Genomic DNA, 16,878 nt, shown 5'->3' on the forward strand with positions numbered 1-16,878 from the left:
GGTCAGGCCTCCTGGGGCTGGGCGGTGAACTCGGCTTCCGTGGCGGTCAGGTCGAAGTAGGCCTGTTCCAGGGTGGCTTCCTGGGCGGCCAGTTCCAGGACGGGAACCCCGGCCTGGGCCATGAGGCGGCCGATGTCGTCCACGCGCGCGTCGCACACGGTCCAGGTCCCGTCGGCGGCCCGCGTGGCGTCGTGCCCGTGCCGGGCGAGCAGTTCGCCGAGCGCGGCCGCGTCGGTGCCGCGCACGCGCACCGCGGGCCGTACGCGCGCGTGGATGAACTCCTGGACCGGGGTGTCCGCGAGGAGCCGTCCGCGGCCGAGGATCACCAGGTGGTCGGCGAAGGCGGCGGTCTCGTTCATCAGGTGGCTGGAGACCAGGACGGTACGGCCCTCCCCCGCGAGCCGGCGCACCAGGGAGCGGATCCAGACGATGCCCTCGGGGTCGAGGCCGTTGGCGGGTTCGTCGAGCAGGACCACCTCGGGGTCGCCGAGGAGTGCCGCCGCGATGCCGAGCCGCTGCCGCATGCCGAGGGAGTACGTCCTCACCCTGCGCCCGGCCACCTGGGCGAGCCCGGTCTCCTCCAGCACGGTGTCGACCCGGCCCGCCGGGATGCGCCCGGCGGCCGCCAGGGCGCGCAGGTGGGCGTGCGCGGTTCGGGAGCCGTGCGCCGCCCGGGCGTCCAGCAGGGCTCCCACGCGGCGCAGCGGGTCGCTGAGTTCGGCGTAGGCACGGCCGCCGACGGTGGCCGTGCCCGAGGTCGGCCGGTCGAGGCCGAGGACGAGCCGCATGGTGGTGGACTTCCCCGCGCCGTTGGGGCCGAGGAAGCCGGTCACGCGGCCGGGGCGGACGCTGAAGGTGAGCTGGTCCACGGCCCGCCGGCTGCCGTACTCCTTGGTGAGGTCTCGTACGTCGATGCTGGTCATGGCTCCAGCCTGGCCGGGCGCGCCGCCGGGCTCCTCCCCCGCCGGTGGGGAGCGTCTCCCTCCCGCGGGGGAGGCCGGCTGTCACCGCCGCCTGCGACGATGTCCGCATGGCCCGCTTCCTGCGCCCGCTGCTGCGCGGGACGACGTACACGCGCCTGCTGCACCTGTGGGTGCCCATGCTGATGGAGAGCGTGTGGCTGTTCATCGACCCGTCGAAGCCCTGGGTGCCCGCGCTCGTCCTCGTTCCGGTCGGGCTCCTGCCCGCCGTGCGGGTGGGCGAGGGCGTCCAGGCCCGGCTGCTGCTGACGCCCGACACCGACGGGACGGGCATCTCGGTCACGCCGTCCGCGAGTTGGCGGGACCGGGGGCGCACGGTGCTGTGGCTGGAGCTGCGGATGCTGCTCGCGGTTCCGGCGACCTTCGCCTCGGTGTGGCTGCCGGTCCTCACCTACGCACTCATCCGGCTCGCCTGCGGGTACTCCGCCGCCGTCCCGGTGCTGGACCGGGCACGGCCGCACTGGGCGTACGGGCTGCTCGCCCCGCTTCCCCTGCTCGTCCTGTACGGGCTGGTGGTGGGCTTCGGTGCGCTGGCCACCGCTCTTGCCCGCCGGCTGCTCGGGCCGTCCGCCGCCGAGCGGCTGGCCGCCCTGGAGGAGCGTACCGAGCAGCTGCTGGAACGCACCCGCATCGCGCGCGAGTTGCACGACTCCATCGGGCACGCCCTGACGGTGGCGGTGGTGCAGGCGGGTGCGGCCCGGGCGGCGGGCGATCCCGAGTTCACCGGCCGGGCTCTGGTGGCCATCGAGGAGACCGGCCGGGCCGCTCTGGAGGACCTGGAGCGGGTGCTCGGGGTGCTGCGCGAGTCCGAGCGGCCGGCGAGTTCCCGGCCCACGCTGGCCGACGCGGACCGCCTGCTGGACTCGGCACGTGCTTCGGGCGCCGAGATCGACGCGGAGGTGAGCGGGCCCGTCGCCGCGGTGCCGGGGCCGGTCTCGCGGGAGGGGTACCGCATCCTCCAGGAGGCGCTCACCAATGTGCTGCGGCACGCGGGAGCGGTCCCCGCGCGGGTGCGGGTGGCCGTCGCCGACGGCACGCTCGTCCTGGAGGTCCGCAATCCGCTGGACGCGGAGGTACCCGCGCCGGGGCGGGGCAGCGGGCTGCGCGGCATACGCGAGCGCGCCGCCCTGCTCGGGGGCGACGCGCTGACCGGGCCGTACGAAGGGGACTGGCGGGTGCGCGCGGAACTGCCGCTGGGCTGACCTCTAGGCTGGCCGGATGCCGGTCACCGTACTGCTCGTGGACGACGAACCCCTGGTGCGCGCGGGTCTGCGCGCCGTGCTGGAGGCACAGCCCGACATCGAGGTCGTGGGCGAGGCGGCCGACGGGGCGGCGGTCATCCCGCTGGTGCGCAGCCTGCGCCCGGACGTGGTCGCGATGGACGTCCGCATGCCGCTGATGGACGGCATCGAGGCCACGCGCGCGGTGCTGCGCACCGTCGACGCCCCGCCCCGCATCCTCGTGGTGACGACCTTCGAGGAGGACGAGTACGTGTACGAGGCGCTGCGCGCGGGAGCCGACGGGTTCCTGCTGAAGCGGGCCCGGCCCGCGGAGATCGTGCACGCGGTGCGGCTGGTGGCGGAGGGCGAGTCGCTGCTGTTCCCCGCCTCCGTACGGCGGCTCGCGGCCCGGTACGGCGACAACCACCCGCCCCGCGGCCGGCTTTCGGAGGCCGGCCTGACGGAGCGTGAGGCGGACGTGCTGCGGCTGATGGCACGTGGGCTGTCGAACGCGGAGATGGCCGCCCGGCTCGTCGTCGGCACGGAGACGGTGAAGTCGCACGTGAGTGCCGTCCTGGCCAAACTCGGCGCGCGCGACCGCACCCAGGCGGTGATCGCCGCCTACGAGTCGGGGTTCGTCACGCCGGGCTGACGCGGGGCCGGTCCGAGGGCCGGTGCCAGGGTCGGAGCGTGGGTCGCCCGCGCGGCTCGGGCGGCCCGGCACTCGCCGGGGTGCGCCGGGCCGAGTACGATCCGCCCAACACGCGCGCGAGCTGGAAGGACGGACGGTGGGGCAGCTGACCGGCGGCGATCCCTCGCTGCTGCGAAGGATCAATTCCGCGGTGGTGCTGCACGCGCTGCGCGCGACGGACTGCGCGACCCTCACCGAGGTCACCCGGGTCACCGGACTGTCCCGGCCGACCGTCGAGGGGGTCGTGGAGGGGCTGATCGAGGCCGGGCTCGTGGTCGAGAAGGCGGCCGAGGAGGGCACCGCGCGCCGTCAGGGGCGGCCGGCCCGCCGGTACCGGTTCCGGGCCGAGGCCGGGCACCTGCTGGGCCTGGAGATCGGCCCCCACCGGGTCGCCGCGCTGCTGTCGGACCTGGACGGGCGGGTGCTCGGCGCGCAGGCCAAGGAGGTCGACGAGACCGCCGCCGCGGACGAGCGGCTCGACCGGCTGCGCGGCGCGGTGGCCGAGCTGCTGCGCCGGGCCGGGGTGCCGCGCGGCTCGCTGCGGGCGGTGGGCGTGGGCACGCCGGGCATCGTGGAGGCGGACGGGACGGTACGGCTGAGCACGGCGCTGCCGCAGTGGACCGGCCTGCCGCTCGGCGAACGGCTCAGCCGCTCCTTCAAGTGCCCGGTGCTGGTCGAGAACGACGCCAACGCGGCGGCCGTCGCCGAGCACTGGAAGGGCGCGGCGAGGGAGACGGACGACGTGGTGATGGTCCTCGCCGGGCTCAGCCCGGGCGCGGGTTCGCTGATCGGCGGACGGCTGCACCGGGGGTACGGCGGCGCGGCCGGGGAGATCGGCGCGCTGCACCTGCTGGGCCGGGAGGCGACCCCGGAGACACTGCTGTCCACCACCGACGAGCCGCTGCACCCCCTGGACGAGCAGGCGGTGGCCGAGGTGTTCGCGCTGGCCCGCAAGGGCGACCGGCGGGCGACGGCGGCCGTGGAGCGGTTCATCCAGCGGCTCGTCCACGACGTGGCCGCGCTGGTGCTGGCCCTGGATCCGGAGCTGGTCGTGATCGGCGGCTGGGCGGCCGGCCTGGACGGCGTACTCGACCCGCTGCGCCGCGAACTGGCCCGCTACTGCCTGCGACCGCCCCGCGTGGCACTGTCCGTGCTCGGCGAGGCAGCCGTGGCGACGGGGGCGCTGCGTCTGGCCTTGGACCACGTGGAGGAACAACTGTTCGCCGTGGAGGGGACTGTGACGGCGCGTCGGTGAGACGGTCGGGGTCTGCGGGGGCGGATCGGCGCGGCCGCTGCCGGACGGAGCCGGGCTCGGGGCTGCGGGGGCGCGAGGTGAGCGCCGTGCCCGGGAGGCGGCAGGGCACGCGGCGGAGTCACGTCGGGGGCTGGGGACGCAAGGTGAGCCGTGCCCGGGGGCCGAGGGGGCACCATGTGCAGCCGTGTCCTCATGCGGCCCGCAGCCCGGCCGCGTGGGGCGTGAGGTGTGCGGCTGCCTGCGGTGGGCGGCGGGGCGCTGCCGGCCTCCGCGTCGTGCGCGCCGGGCGGCGGGGCGCCGGGAGCACGGGGTGCGTGCGGCCGGCGCGGAGGCGAGCCACGCCTGCGGGCGCGGGGTGCGTGGAGACAAGCGCCGCGCAGAGGCGAGCGCCCCAGGGAGGCCGGCGGCGCTCGGCGATCCGCGGCTCCCGGCGGCTGCGGAGGGGTGCCCGAGATGGACGGCGTGCGGAGGCCGACGAAGGCAGGCGGCACTCCGAGCCCGGCGAAGCCCCGAACGCCTCGCGCCCCGGTGGGGTACCGGGGCGCGGGTGGGTGGTGCGACGGTTCAGGAGGCCTGCTGCTCGGGGTCGTGGTGTATCTCGACTCCGGGCGAGTCGCCGAAGGTGAGCCGGCAGGTGTCGGCCCGGTAGGTGGCCACGGAGAGCGCGGCGGTGCGTCCCTCGGCGAAGAACCGGGTGGTGACCATCAGGACCGGCGCGCCGGGCAGCCGGTCGAGGTCCCTGGCGTCGTCGGCGCGGGCGGAGCCCAGCTCGACGGCGCGGTCCTGGCCCTCCAGCTCCAGGTGCTGCAGTTCCCGCAGCACCGCACGCGCGCGTGCGGGCCCGGACGGCGCGTCGATCGCGGTGAGGTCGGGCACCGAGGCGGCCGGGATGTGCAGCAGCTCGGTGGCGACGAGCTGGCCGTGGGACATCCGCGAGCGGCGCACGATGTGCACGGCCTCGCCGGAGGGGATCTCCAGGGCCGCGGCGACGCCGGCGGGCGGCGCGGCCTGCACGCAGTCGACGGGCTGCCAGGCGTCGTCTCCCGAGCCCGGCCAGTCGTGCTGCTCGGTGCCGACGGCCACGCCGACACGCGGGGGCGCGACGGTCGTGCCGACACCGCGGCGGCGCTGCAGCCGGCCCTCCAGCTCCAGCTGTTCGAGCGCCTGGCGGAGCGTCGCCCGGGCCACGCCGAAGCGGGCCGCCAGGTCGCGCTCGTTGGGCAGGATCTCACCGACCGAGAACTCGGAGTCCAGTGCCTCACTGAGCACGGTCTTGAGATGCCAGTACTTCGGTTCCGGCACCGATTCCAGCTGCGTGGTCCCCACCCTGTCCTCCGCAAGAGCCGTGGTCCGGCGGTTTTTAGCGCCCTTGTTTATTAAAGGTTGTTGCACTTATCTGCGACCATAAGGCGGCCGAAACCCTTGGTCAAGACCAATCCTCGATCCCCGGGGCGGCGCACGGGCGCGGCGCAGCGAAGCGTTCATGAGGCGTTCGCACGCCGCCGCACGGATGACATGACGGCGAAGCCCCCGTCTGACGACGGGGGCCCGCGGTGGCGCGAGTCCGGTGCGCGCCTCAGTGACCTGCCAGGGAGCCCATCCGGTCGGGGTTGCGCAGGACGTACACGGTGGCGATGACGCCGTCGACGACGTCCAGCTGGAAGACGGTGTCGGGCTTGCCCTCGACCAGGGTGAGCACCGCGGGACCGCCGTTGACCTCCACGAGCCGGACGGACAGGTCGGCGGCGTTCTTGGCGGCCACGGCTGCCAGGAAGCGGCCCACCTTGTCGGCGGAGTGCAGCACGCGTACCGGGGCCTTGGCCTTGCCGCCGCTGTCGGCGACCAGCCGGGCCTCGGGCGCGAGCAGGGCCATGAGCCCCTGCAGATCGCCCCCGGCGGCGGCCGCGAGGAACCGTTCGGTCAGGTCGCGCCGCTGGACCGGGTCGACGTCGTAGCGCGGCCGCCGCTCCTCGACGTGCCGGCGGGCCCGCCCGGCGAGCTGCCGCACCGCGGCCTCACCGCGGTCGAGCATGGCGGCGATCTCGGCGTACGGGTAGCCGAACGCCTCCCGGAGGACGAAGACGGCGCGTTCCAGCGGGGACAGGGATTCCAGGACGACCAGCACGGCGAGGGAGACGGAGTCGGCGAGCAGGGCGCGTTCCGCGGTGTCCGCGACGGAGTCGCCGAACTCGGTGACGTACGGCTCGGGCAGCCACGGGCCGACGTACGCCTCGCTGCGCGCCTTCACCTGGCGCAGCCGGTCGATGGCCAGCCTGGTGGTGACGCGCACGAGGTAGCCGCGCGGTTCGCGGATGTCCGCGCGGTCGGCGCCTGACCAGCGCAGCCAGGCGTCCTGGACCACGTCCTCGGCGTCGGCGACCCGCCCGAGCATGCGGTAGGCGACTCCCATCAGGATGGGCCGGTGTTCCTCGAAGACGTCGGTGGAGGTGTCTGCGCTCACGGGCCCATCCCAGCCGACACACCCGCGGGTGTCCAGGGAGAATCGGCCCGGTGGGAACCGGCCGGCCCCACAATGTCCGCGGACCGCCGGTGGCCGGCGGCCGGGGTCCGGGAGGTGACCGATGCGTTACGCGGTGCTGGGCACGGGCGAGGTGGGCCGCACACTGGCCGGACGGCTGGTGGAGCTGGGGTACGAGGTGACCCTCGGGTCGCGGTCGAAGGACAACCCGGTCGCGGTGGAGTGGGCGACGGCCGCGGGCGGCCGGGCGCACGCGGGCACGTTCGCGGACGCGGCCGGGGGCGCCGACGTGGTCGTGAACGCGGTGGGCGGCCAGGTGGCGCTCGACGCCCTGCGGGCGGCCGGGGCGGAACACCTGGACGGCAAGGTCGTGATCGACGTGTCCAACCCGCTGGACTTCGAGGAGGGCCGGCCGCGGCTGGACCCGGTGGAGTCGGACAGTGTGGGCGAGCGGATCCAGCGGGCCTTCCCGCTGGCGCGGGTCGTGAAGGCGCTGAACACCGTCAACTGCCGGGTGATGGTGGACCCGGGGCGGGTGCCGGGCGACCACGTGCTGTTCGTGTGCGGTGCGGACCCCGACGCCAAGCGGCAGGTGGTGGAGCTGCTCGGGGAGTTCGGGTGGCCGGCCGACCGGGTGCTGGACCTCGGCGGCATCGGGTCGGCACGGGCCATGGAGATGCTGCTGCCGCTGTGGCTCGGCCTCCTCCAGAAGTTCGGGCACGCGGACTTCAACTTCGAGGTGCGCCGGAGGGACTGAGCGGGGTTCCGGGCCGTCCGGGCAGTCCGGGCCGTCCGGGCGGCGACAAAGGGCTACCCGTCGGTAGTAATTGCTGACAAGCTGTCTACGGCGTCCGTCAGCAGCCCAGACGAGGAGCACCCCCATGTCCGCCACCGTCTCCTTCAAGGTCCCCACCACGCACGGCCCGAAGGACGTGACCGTCTCCTATGCGCGCGTGGGACGCGGTGCCCCGCTGGTCCTGCTGCACGGCATCGGCCACCACCGGCAGGCCTGGGACCCGGTGGTGGACATCCTGGCGACCGAGCGCGAGGTGATCGCCGTGGACCTGCCGGGCTTCGGCGCCTCCCCGGGCCTGCCCGGCGGCCTGTCCTACGACCTCCCGACGACCAACTCCGTACTCGGCGCGCTGTTCGAGGCCCTGGACCTGGACCGCCCGCACGTGGCCGGGAACTCGCTGGGCGGCCTGCTGGCCCTGGAACTGGGACGCGAGAAACTCGTACGGTCCGTCACGGCCCTGTCCCCGGCCGGCTTCTGGACGGAGGCCGAACGGCGGTACGCGTTCACGATGCTGCTCACCATGCGCGGCATCGCCCAGCGCCTGCCGCTGCCGCTGGTGGAGCGGCTGTCGCGTACCGCGGCCGGACGCACCGCGCTGACCAGCACCATCTACGGCCGCCCCGGCCGCCGTTCACCCGAGGCCGTGGTCGCCGAGACGCTCGCGCTCGCGGGGGCCACCGGCTTCGACGCGACCCTGCGCGCCGGCACCACCGTCCAGTTCACCGACGAACTGCCGGGCCTGCCGGTCACCGTCGCCTGGGGCACCCGTGACCGGCTCCTGGTCCGCCGCCAGGGCGTCCGCGCCAAGACGATCATCCCGCACGCCCGGCTGGTCCGGCTGCCCGGCTGCGGCCACTGCCCGATGAACGACGACCCGGCCCTGGTCGCCCGGGTCATCCTCGACGGCAGCCGCTGAACGGCGGGGAGCCCGCGTTGTCAGAACTCCCGGCGGGCTCAGGGAGTTCCGGCCTTGCGGTGTCAGGCGCCTCGTCCTGGCGCCCGGGAGGCCGTGGGGGGCACGTGCGGCTGCTCACTGCGTGCCGGCGTGCGCCTGGGGTCCTCAGCGCGCCCGAGCCGAGGGCGACACCGGTGCCGACCAGGGCGCTGCCCACGGCCTGCGCGGGACCGTAGGAGCCGGTGCCGACGAGCGGGGCGGTGCAGGCGGCCGCCACCGGGATGAGCCCGGAGAAGAGCGTGGCGCGCTCGGCGCCGAGCCGCTGCATCCCCCGGTACCAGCACACGAAGCCGACGACGGTGACGACCACCGCCTGCCACAGCAGCGCGGCACCTTCCGCCCGGTCGGGAAGCCGCAGCCAGGCCCCGCCGTCCGCGACCGCGCCGACCAGCGCGGACTCCGCCGCGGCTACGGCGCACACCGTCGCGGACAGGGTCAGCGGTCCGAGCGGCCGCAGCACCGGCACGGCGAGCACCGCGAACCCCACCTCGCCGCCGAGCGCGCACAGCGAGAAGGCGATCCCGGCGGCGTCCGTACGGCCCCAGCCCTGCACGGTGAAGGCTCCGACGGCCACGAGCGCGGCACCCTGGAGCACCGCCGGCCGGGGGCGGCGCCCGTCGAGCAGCGGGACCAGGACCGCCACCACGACCGGGGCGCAGCCGACGAAGACCCCGGGGACCGCGGGTTCGGCGCTTCGTTCGGCGGCGAGGACGGCCAGGTTGAAGCCGACCATGCCGACGGCCGCGAGCAGCGCCAGGCGCCCCCAGCGGGAGGCGCCGAGCGCGCGGACCCGCCGGACCCCGTCCCGCCCGGCGACCGGCGCGAGCAGCGCGAAGGCCAGGCCGTAGCGGAGGAACTGGCCCCCGGCGTACGGGTAGCCGGCCAGGACGCTGTTGGCGGTGAAGGACCCGCCGACCAGCACACAGGCGAGCGCGGCGAGGAGCGCTCCCCGGGCCGTGTCGTTCTTCATGGTGGTTCTCGCGGTGCCCTTCCCCGGTGCGGCCGTCGGCCTCGTGCGTGTCGTGGGGGCTCTCATGACGGCGACGCTAGGCAGCGGGGCGGTCCGGTTTAAGGTCCACTTCCATGACGTCATCGGGGACCAATCCGGCCGGGCCGGCGGGTTCCGCCGCGTGGGAACTGCTGCTGCCGGCCGTCTCGGCGCCGGCACGCGCGCGTGGCCGAGCCCTCCAGGCGGCCCTGCGTGAGGCGATCAGGGCGGGCCGGCTGGTGTCCGGCACCCGCCTGCCCTCCAGCCGCGACCTGGCCGCCGACCTCGGCGTGTCACGGGGCCTGGTCACGGAGGCGTACGAGCAACTCGTCGCCGAGGGGTACCTGCGCAGCGGCCGTGGGGCCGGCACGTGGGTGGGCGACGCGGTCCGGGCGGCTCCGGCACGCGCGCGTGACGGCTCCGAGCACTCCCCGGGCGCCGAAGTCGACTTCGTGCCGGGCACACCGGACCTGTCGCTGTTCCCGCGGGGCGCCTGGGCCGCGGCGCAGCGCGCCGTGCTGGCCGGGCTGCCGCACCACGACCTCGGCTATCCCGACCCGCGCGGACTGCCCCGGCTGCGCACCGCGCTGGCCGAGCTGCTGACCCGCCGCCGGGGCGTGGTGGCCGACCCCGAGCGGATCGTGGTGGTCTCCGGCGTCGCCCAGGCGGCCAGCCTGCTCGGCGGCGTCCTGCACGCGCGCGGGCAGCGCACGATCGGCGTCGAGGACCCGGGCAGCCCGCAGCACGGCGCCCTCTACGGGGCGAGCGGCCTGCGCGCCGTACCGCTGCCGCTGGACGAGGAGGGCCTCGCGCTGGAGCCGCTGTTCGCGTCCGGCACCCGGGCGGTGGCGACGACGCCGGCCCACCAGTACCCGACCGGCATCGCCTGTACGGCGGCCCGGCGCGCCGGGCTGCTCGACTGGGCCCGGTCGGTGGACGGCCTGGTGCTGGAGGACGACTACGACGGGGACTTCCGCTACGACCGGGCGCCCGTGGGCGCGCTCCAGGGACTCGATCCCGATCGCGTCGCCTACCTCGGTTCGGTCAGCAAGTCCCTCGCCCCCGGGCTGCGGCTGGGCTGGCTGCTGGTGCCCGGGGGGCTGGCGGAGGAGGTCGTGGAGCGCAAGCGGACCACGGACCTCGGCCATCCCTCGCTCGACCAGGCGGTGTTCGCGCGGTTCCTGGAACGCGGCGACTACGACCGGCAGTTGCGCCGCTGCCAGCGGGCCTACCGGGAGCGGCGCGATGCCCTGGTGGCCGCGCTGCGCGAGCACTTCCCCGAGGCCCGGGTCTCCGGGATCGCCGCGGGTCTGCACGCCGTCGTGGAGCTGCCGGAACGGTACGGTCCGGAAGACGGCTTCCTGGAGCGGGTCCGCGCCGCCGGGGTCGCCGTGCGCCCGCTGAGCGCCTGCACGCACGCGCGTACCGGCGCCCCCGGAGTGCGCCTGGTGCTCGGGTACGCGCATCTGCCGCCCGCCCGGATCCGTGTGGGGGTCGAGCTGATGGCGACGGCGCCGGCCGTCCGGTCCGGTCCGTAGGGCCTGTTGTTCACCTGTGGTTCGCGTGCCCGCCTCGGCGCGCCAGTAGGTGTGACTGTGCACACCGGCCGGAACATGTCCCTGGAGGCGCCGCCATGTCAGACCGTCAGTTCCCCGGCCGCCGCAGCGTGCTGCGCGGCTCGCTCGCCGCGTCGGCGGCCCTGACCCTGCCGGCGGGCCTCGGCGCCGCACCGGCGTTCGCCCGTTCCGGCCGGCCCGAGGCGGGCTGGGGCGTGCAGACGGGCGACGTGACCACCGACGGGGGCCTGGTGTGGGTCCGCGCGGACCGCCCGGCCCGGATGATCGTGGAGACGTCGGCCACCGAGTCGTTCCGCGCCCCGCGCCGCTGGCAGGGCCCGCTGCTGGGCGCAGGCACGGACTTCACCGGCACCACCCGGCTGCACGGCCTGCCCTCCGGGGAGCAGATCCACTACCGCGTCCTGCTCGCGGACCCGGACGACCCGCGCCGTACCGGCGAGCCCGTGACCGGCACCTTCCGCACCGTCTCCCGGCGCCGCCGGGACGGCGTGCGCTTCCTGTGGTCGGGCGACCTGGCCGGCCAGGGCTGGGGCATCAACCCCGACCGGGGCGGCTACCGCATCTACGACGCGATGGCCAGGCTCGATCCCGACTTCTTCCTGTGCAGCGGCGACAACATCTACGCGGACGGCCCGATCGCCGCGACACAGGCCCTGCCGGACGGCGGCACCTGGCGGAACGTCACCACCGAGGAGAAGGCGAAGGTCGCCGAGACGCTCGCGGAGTTCCGGGGCAACTTCCGCTACAACCTGCTCGACGCGAACCTGCGCCGGTTCAACGCCCAGGTGCCCTCCGTCGTCCAGTGGGACGACCACGAGGTCCGCAACAACTGGTACCCGGGCGAGGTGATCGCCACCACGGACACCCGGTACACGGAGAAGAGCGTCGACGTGCTCGCCGCCCGCGCCCGGCGGGCGTTCGGCGAGTACTTCCCGATCTCCACGCTGCGGCAGGGCGCGAAGGAGGGCCGCGTCCACCGCGTGCTGCGCCAGGGCCCGCTGCTGGACGTGTTCGTGCTGGACATGCGGACCTACCGCGACGCCAACTCCCCCGACGACCAGACCGTCGACCCGCAGGGCATCATGGGCCGGGAGCAGTTGGAGTGGCTCAAGCGTGAGCTGTCCCGTTCGCGCGCGGTGTGGAAGGTGATCGCCGCGGACATGCCGATCGGGCTCGTCGTGCCCGACACGACGGAGGGCCGGCCGAACTTCGAGGCGGTGGCGCAGGGCGACCCGGGCGTCCCGCTCGGCCGTGAGCTGCAGATCGCGGAGCTGCTGCGGTTCGTCAAGCACCGGCGGATCACCGGCACCGTGTGGCTGACGGCGGACGTGCACCACACCTCCGCGCAGCACTACCAGCCGTCGCGGGCCGCGTTCACCGACTTCGAGCCGTTCTGGGAGTTCGTCTCCGGGCCGCTGAACGCCGGTGCGTTCCCGGCCGGCGCGCTGGACGGCACGTTCGGTCCCGAGCGGGTGTTCGTGAAGGCGCCGACCGCGTCGAACGTCTCGCCCGCCGGCGGGTTCCAGTTCTTCGGCGAGGTCGACATCGACGGCGACAGCGGCGAGCTGACGGTCCGGCTGCGCGAGCAGGACGGCACCGTGCTGTTCACGCGGACGCTGCGGCCCGGCCTGGTCGGGCAGTAGGGCACCGGAGGGGCGGCGGGTCCCGTACGCTCGGAGCCGTGCCGCGCGCCGGCGTCATCCCCCGGTGCGCGGCCCCCGTCGGCACGGGCGGCCCAGCGCTCAACTCTCCCGCCTGACCGCCGTCTTCGCAGGTCAGGCCGATTGTCAGTGGTCGCCTCTACGGTTTTTCCATGACGCGATCACTGCAGGCCGTGGCCTATCGGCGACCCTCCGCACTCGAGTCCGCGGCGGACGGGCGCCTCCTCGGGCTGGAGACGTCCCGGGGCGCTACGCCCACGGGTCTCCAGGACCATCCGCGGTTCTTCTCCGGCTTCGTGACCTCGCCTCAGATCGCCGCGGCGGCGCTGCTGGCGGTGGCCGACGTGGCGGCCGCGCGCTACTACCAGCCGCAGCTGCGCGCCTCGCTCGACCCGGTGGTGACGGGCAACGGCGACCGGCTGCGCTTCGAGTCCTTCTCCGGCTGCGGCGGGGTGTACGCCCGTCTCGACGTCCTCACCCCTGGCCTCGACGGCGGCGAGGTGGGGCACGGCACGACGAACGTGGACGTCAACGACCCGCTGCGCGAGGCGCTGTCCCGGATCGGCTCGGACGACCCGCTGCATCTGCGCGTCGGTCCGGACGAGCTGGCGGTGACCACGCTGGACGGGCCGGTGGTGGAGAAGAAGGTCCCGCTGCCCGACCGGTGGCTGCGCGGCTTCGCCGAGGCCCAGGTCGTAGCGGCCGGGTTCGACCTGCGGGCGGAGCTGCCGGCGGACGAGGCGGTGCGGTTCCTGCGCGGGCTGCCCAAGGCGGGCGGGGCGCGGCGGGGCGCCGCGGGGCCCCGCTGGGTGGTGCCGGTGGGCCGCTCGCTGCGGCCGACGACGCGGCCGGTGCCGGGCGCGGTGTGCCTGCCGGGTCCCGAGCGGCTGGCGGCGCTGCAGCGGGTGCTGCGGCACGCCACGGCCCTGCGGGTGTACGGCCCGGCGGTCGGCGCCGCCGCTGCCGAGGCCGCCGCCTGGGAGGTGGTCCTGCCCGGCATGCGGCTGACGCTCACCCTGTCCCCGGACGCCTCGCGCGGCTTCTCCGGCGAGGGCGGCGTCCTGGACGCCCTCGCCACCGAGGAGACCGCCGAGGACGCGGAGCTGATCTCGGTACTGCTGGCGTGGGAGCCCCGTGTCGACGTGGCCGACCTCGCCGCCGCGGCGGGGCTGACGCCCGAGCGGGTGCGGGCCGCCCTGGTCCGCCTGGGTACCTCGGGCCGCGTCGGCTACGACACGGCGGAGGCGGCCTACTTCCACCGGGAGCTGCCCTACGACGCCGAGCGCGTCGAGAAGCACAACCCCCGGCTGCGCTCGGCCCGGGCCCTGGTGGCGGCGGGCGCGGTGAGCCTGGACGGTCCGCTCGCCACGGTGACCGCCGAGGACGGGCACGCGCACCGGGTGCGGGACGAGGCCGGGGTGCTCACGTGCAGTTGTCTGTGGTGGGCGAAGTACCGGGGCGGACGCGGGCCGTGCAAACACGCGCTCGCGGTACGGATGGTGCGGCGGGGCGCCGCGGCGGAGCTTCAGCCGGCGGTCGTCGGCGGGGGTGCGCGATGAACGAGCTGATGGAAGCCGTACGGGCCGGGCGGACGGCGGAGACGCTGCGGCTGACGGCACGACTGACGGACGCCGAACGGCGAGCCCGCCTGGCCGAGTTGAAGGAGCTGCGCAAGGAGCTGCGGAAGACCCCGGCGTGGGAGAACCGGTCGATGAAGGTGCTGCCGGCGCTGCACCTCGCCGGGGCGGCCTGCCACACCGGAGCGGCCGCTGCCGCCGCCTGGATCGCGGCGAGCGACCTGCGCTGGAACCAGGCGCCCACCGACGCGCTGCTGCGCGCGCTGGAGGGCCGGGACACCGGCTGGCTCGCCGACGTGGCGCACCGGCTGGCGCAGCGGCCCGAGTCCGCGGGCGTGCCGTACGACCTGATGGCGGCGCTGGTGGCCCGGTCGGGGTGCGAGGTGCCGGTGACCGACCCCTACGTGATCGGATGGGTCCGGCACGTCGGCGCCGGCCGGTGCCTGAACCTGGTCGACCGGCTGCGCCGCGAGCCGCACCTGGCACCGCTGGTCGGCGGGCTGTTCACGCTCAAGGATCTCGGCGAGATCCGCTGGCTGTTCGGTGACGGACCCGGCTCGTGGCAGAGCGCCCTGGCCGCCCTGGCCCGGGAGGGCCTGCTGGACCGCGCGAGCCTGGTCGACTCCTGTGTCGCCCGGCTGCTGCGCGGCGGCGGCGGCCCCACCGACCACCGCGTCTTCCTGCCGCTGCTGACCGAGCTGGCGCTGACCCGCGAGGAGCAGCGGGCCCGGATCCCCGACTGGACCGGGCTGGCCCGGGACGCGGTCTCCCCCGTCGCCTCCCACGCCCAGGCGGTGCTCGCCGGCCTCGCGCTGGACGGCGAGCTGTCCTCGCGCCGGCTCGCCGAGGCGTCCGAGGGTCTGCTGTTCCGTGCCGAGAAGAAGCTCGTACGGGCCCAGCTCGTGCTGCTGGGCAAGGTGCTGTCCCGGGACGGCGGCGCCACGGCGGAGCTGCTGCCGGTCGTGGCCCAGGCGTTCGGGCACGAGGACAGCGAGGTGCAGGAGCGTGCGCTCAAGCTCGTCGAGCGCCATGCGAAGCGGCTCGACGACTCCGAGGCGCGCGATGGACTGGCCTGCCTGGTCCCCCAGCTCGTCCCGGCGCTGCGCACGCGGGCGGCCGCCGTGCTGGGCGTCGCCGCCGACACGGTGGAGGAGGTGTACGAGGAGGTGCTGCCGCCCGCCCCGGAGCCGGTGCGGACGGCACCCGCGCCCCGGACGGCCGAGGAAGTGGCCGAAGAGGTGGGCGCGCTGCTGGCCACGGACGGGGACGTGGCCGCCTTCGAGCGGGCGCTGGACGGCTTGGTGCGGCGCACCCACCAGGATCCGGAGGGACTGCGCGCGGCGCTCGGCCCGGTGCTCGCGACCCGCTGGTGGACCCGGACCGAGCAGCGGCACCGCTACGGCCGGGAGGACCTGTTCGGCAACACGCGTTACGGCCTGCTCACCGCCCAGGAGGGTTTGGAGCTCCTGCTCGCGACCCTGCACGGCGTGGTGAGCACGCACACCCTGCACGAGGGGATGCGGCGCCGGACGAGTGAGTACGAGTGCGTGCACAGCGGCCTCTCCCGGGTCTTCGACGCCCGGCTGCGGGAGGTGGCCTACCGGCTGCGCACGGACCCGATGCCGCTGCTGCTGGCCATGCCGTCCTGGAGCACGGGGCTGCTGGAGCCGGAGGAGCTGGTGGACCGGCTCGCCGAGTACCGGCGACTGGACGCCCGGGTGGGCGCGGCCGACTTCGCCCAGGCGCTGCTGCGGGTGCGCCGGGACGACCGTGCGGCGGCCGAGCAGGCGGCACGGCGGGCGAGAGCGCTCGGCACCCCGGAGGGGACGCGGCTGGCGCGCTGGCTGGCCGGGGTGAACACCCTTCCGTCTTCCGCGCGGCGCACCAGAGGCGTCCGGATCCTGCTGGAGTCGACCGAACTCCCGGAGCTGCAGGACGGTTTCCCGCCGGAGTTCCAGCGGCTCGGCCGGCCGACGTCGGTGTTCGCCGACCGCTGGCACTGCGCCCACTGGGACCGGTCGATACGCGGGCACTGGCTCGCCGTGCTGCCGGAGCGCCGCGAGATGGTCGCGGCGCGACTGCTGGGCGATCTCGCGGGCACGGCGGTGGACGACGAGCGGGGCGCCGCCGTCCTTCCGCTGCTCGCCGAGTCCGGGGGCGAGGCGGGCGAGGCGGTGCACCTGTGCGTGGCGTACGGGCTCGGTGCGCGGCACGCCGAGGACCGGCTGGCCGCCGTGGACGCCCTGCTGGTGCTCGCCGCCCGCGGGGAGCTGGACGCGGCCCGGCTGGGAGCGGATCTGGGCGAGCTGGTGGGGCGGGGTGCGGTGAAGCCGCAGCGGCTGGCGGACTCGGCGCGGACGGCGGCGGCGACCGGGGCCAACGCGACGATGTGGGAGATGCTCCGGCACGTCCTGCCCGTGCCGCTGGCCGGCCTCGCGGGCGCCCGCCCGGAGGCCGCCGCCGTGGCGGCCAGGGGGCTCGGTGACCTGCTGGCGGTGGCGGCGGAGTGCGCCGAGCGGTCCGGGGCGAAGGGCGACGTGGCTCACCTGGCGGCGACCGCCGCCCGGCGCGGTTCCTCCCGCCTGGTCACCCAGGCGCGGCGGCTGCGGGACGCGCTGGCCGAGGAGGTGGCGGCCTGATTCACCTCGATGACGGCCCGGGTACGGGCTACGGCTGCACCCCCAACTGTAGAAATTGCA

13 protein-coding genes are annotated in these 16,878 nt (G+C 75.5%); 9 read left to right on the top strand and 4 right to left on the bottom strand.

All coding sequences use genetic code 11. The features are described 5' to 3' along the window. Positions 1-2: 2 nt before the first annotated feature. Entirely contained in the window at positions 3-923 is a 921-nt protein-coding gene (locus B446_RS06510; protein WP_020938626.1) for an ATP-binding cassette domain-containing protein, read from the bottom strand. A 107-nt stretch (positions 924-1,030) separates the two neighbouring features. Here B446_RS06510 and B446_RS06515 point away from each other — a divergent pair, with 107 nt between their 5' ends. The 3 genes from B446_RS06515 to B446_RS06525 all read left to right on the top strand — a co-directional run bounded on the left by B446_RS06515 (position 1,031) and on the right by B446_RS06525 (position 4,146). Beyond that, the gene (locus B446_RS06515) at positions 1,031-2,182 is read left to right on the top strand and encodes a sensor histidine kinase (RefSeq protein ID WP_020938627.1); all 1,152 of its coding nucleotides are present in this window, start codon (positions 1,031-1,033) and stop codon (positions 2,180-2,182) included. Between the two features lie 16 nt (positions 2,183-2,198). Continuing rightward, the gene (locus B446_RS06520; RefSeq protein ID WP_020938628.1) at positions 2,199-2,852 is read left to right on the top strand and encodes a response regulator; all 654 of its coding nucleotides are present in this window, start codon (positions 2,199-2,201) and stop codon (positions 2,850-2,852) included. Positions 2,853-2,988: 136 nt separating this feature from the next. Next, the gene (locus B446_RS06525) at positions 2,989-4,146 is read left to right on the top strand and encodes an ROK family transcriptional regulator (protein ID WP_020938629.1); all 1,158 of its coding nucleotides are present in this window, start codon (positions 2,989-2,991) and stop codon (positions 4,144-4,146) included. 564 nt (positions 4,147-4,710) lie between these two features. Here B446_RS06525 and B446_RS06530 read toward each other — a convergent pair. Both B446_RS06530 and B446_RS06535 read right to left on the bottom strand, forming a co-directional pair. Continuing rightward, on the bottom strand, positions 4,711-5,472 hold the full coding sequence (locus tag B446_RS06530) for a GntR family transcriptional regulator (protein ID WP_020938630.1): 762 nt from the start codon (positions 5,470-5,472) through the stop codon (positions 4,711-4,713). Between the two features lie 250 nt (positions 5,473-5,722). After that, positions 5,723-6,607, bottom strand: coding sequence for an RNA polymerase sigma-70 factor (locus tag B446_RS06535; protein ID WP_020938631.1), 885 nt, complete (start codon positions 6,605-6,607; stop codon positions 5,723-5,725). A 121-nt stretch (positions 6,608-6,728) separates the two neighbouring features. On the opposite strand from B446_RS06535, the gene B446_RS06540 reads away from it, so the two are divergent. After that, on the top strand, positions 6,729-7,382 hold the full coding sequence (locus B446_RS06540; RefSeq protein ID WP_020938632.1) for an NADPH-dependent F420 reductase: 654 nt from the start codon (positions 6,729-6,731) through the stop codon (positions 7,380-7,382). Between the two features lie 124 nt (positions 7,383-7,506). Further along, positions 7,507-8,337: an alpha/beta fold hydrolase gene (locus B446_RS06545; protein WP_020938633.1), complete on the top strand. Its 831-nt coding sequence runs from the start codon at positions 7,507-7,509 to the stop codon at positions 8,335-8,337. On the opposite strand, the gene B446_RS06550 is transcribed toward B446_RS06545, so the two are convergent. Continuing rightward, positions 8,315-9,346 (bottom strand): DMT family transporter, encoded by a 1,032-nt coding sequence (locus B446_RS06550; protein ID WP_020938634.1) that lies wholly within the window; start codon positions 9,344-9,346, stop codon positions 8,315-8,317. The two genes, B446_RS06545 and B446_RS06550, sit on opposite strands and share 23 nt — an antisense overlap. A gap of 113 nt (positions 9,347-9,459) precedes the next feature. On the opposite strand from B446_RS06550, the gene B446_RS06555 reads away from it, so the two are divergent. The 4 genes from B446_RS06555 (at position 9,460) to B446_RS06570 (ending at position 16,818) form a co-directional block, all read left to right on the top strand. After that, entirely contained in the window at positions 9,460-10,902 is a 1,443-nt protein-coding gene (locus tag B446_RS06555) for a PLP-dependent aminotransferase family protein (protein ID WP_020938635.1), read from the top strand. 95 nt (positions 10,903-10,997) lie between these two features. After that, positions 10,998-12,584, top strand: coding sequence for an alkaline phosphatase D family protein (locus B446_RS06560; protein WP_020938636.1), 1,587 nt, complete (start codon positions 10,998-11,000; stop codon positions 12,582-12,584). Between the two features lie 170 nt (positions 12,585-12,754). Further along, a complete protein-coding gene (locus B446_RS06565; RefSeq protein WP_078614651.1) occupies positions 12,755-14,161 on the top strand; it encodes an SWIM zinc finger family protein in 1,407 nt (468 codons plus the stop codon). Further along, entirely contained in the window at positions 14,158-16,818 is a 2,661-nt protein-coding gene (locus B446_RS06570; protein WP_043474906.1) for a DUF6493 family protein, read from the top strand. Before B446_RS06565 ends, B446_RS06570 begins: the two co-directional genes overlap by 4 nt. Positions 16,819-16,878: the final 60 nt, after the last annotated feature.

This window comes from Streptomyces collinus Tu 365 (assembly GCF_000444875.1).
GTDB classification, from domain to species: Bacteria; Actinomycetota; Actinomycetes; order Streptomycetales; family Streptomycetaceae; genus Streptomyces; species Streptomyces collinus_A.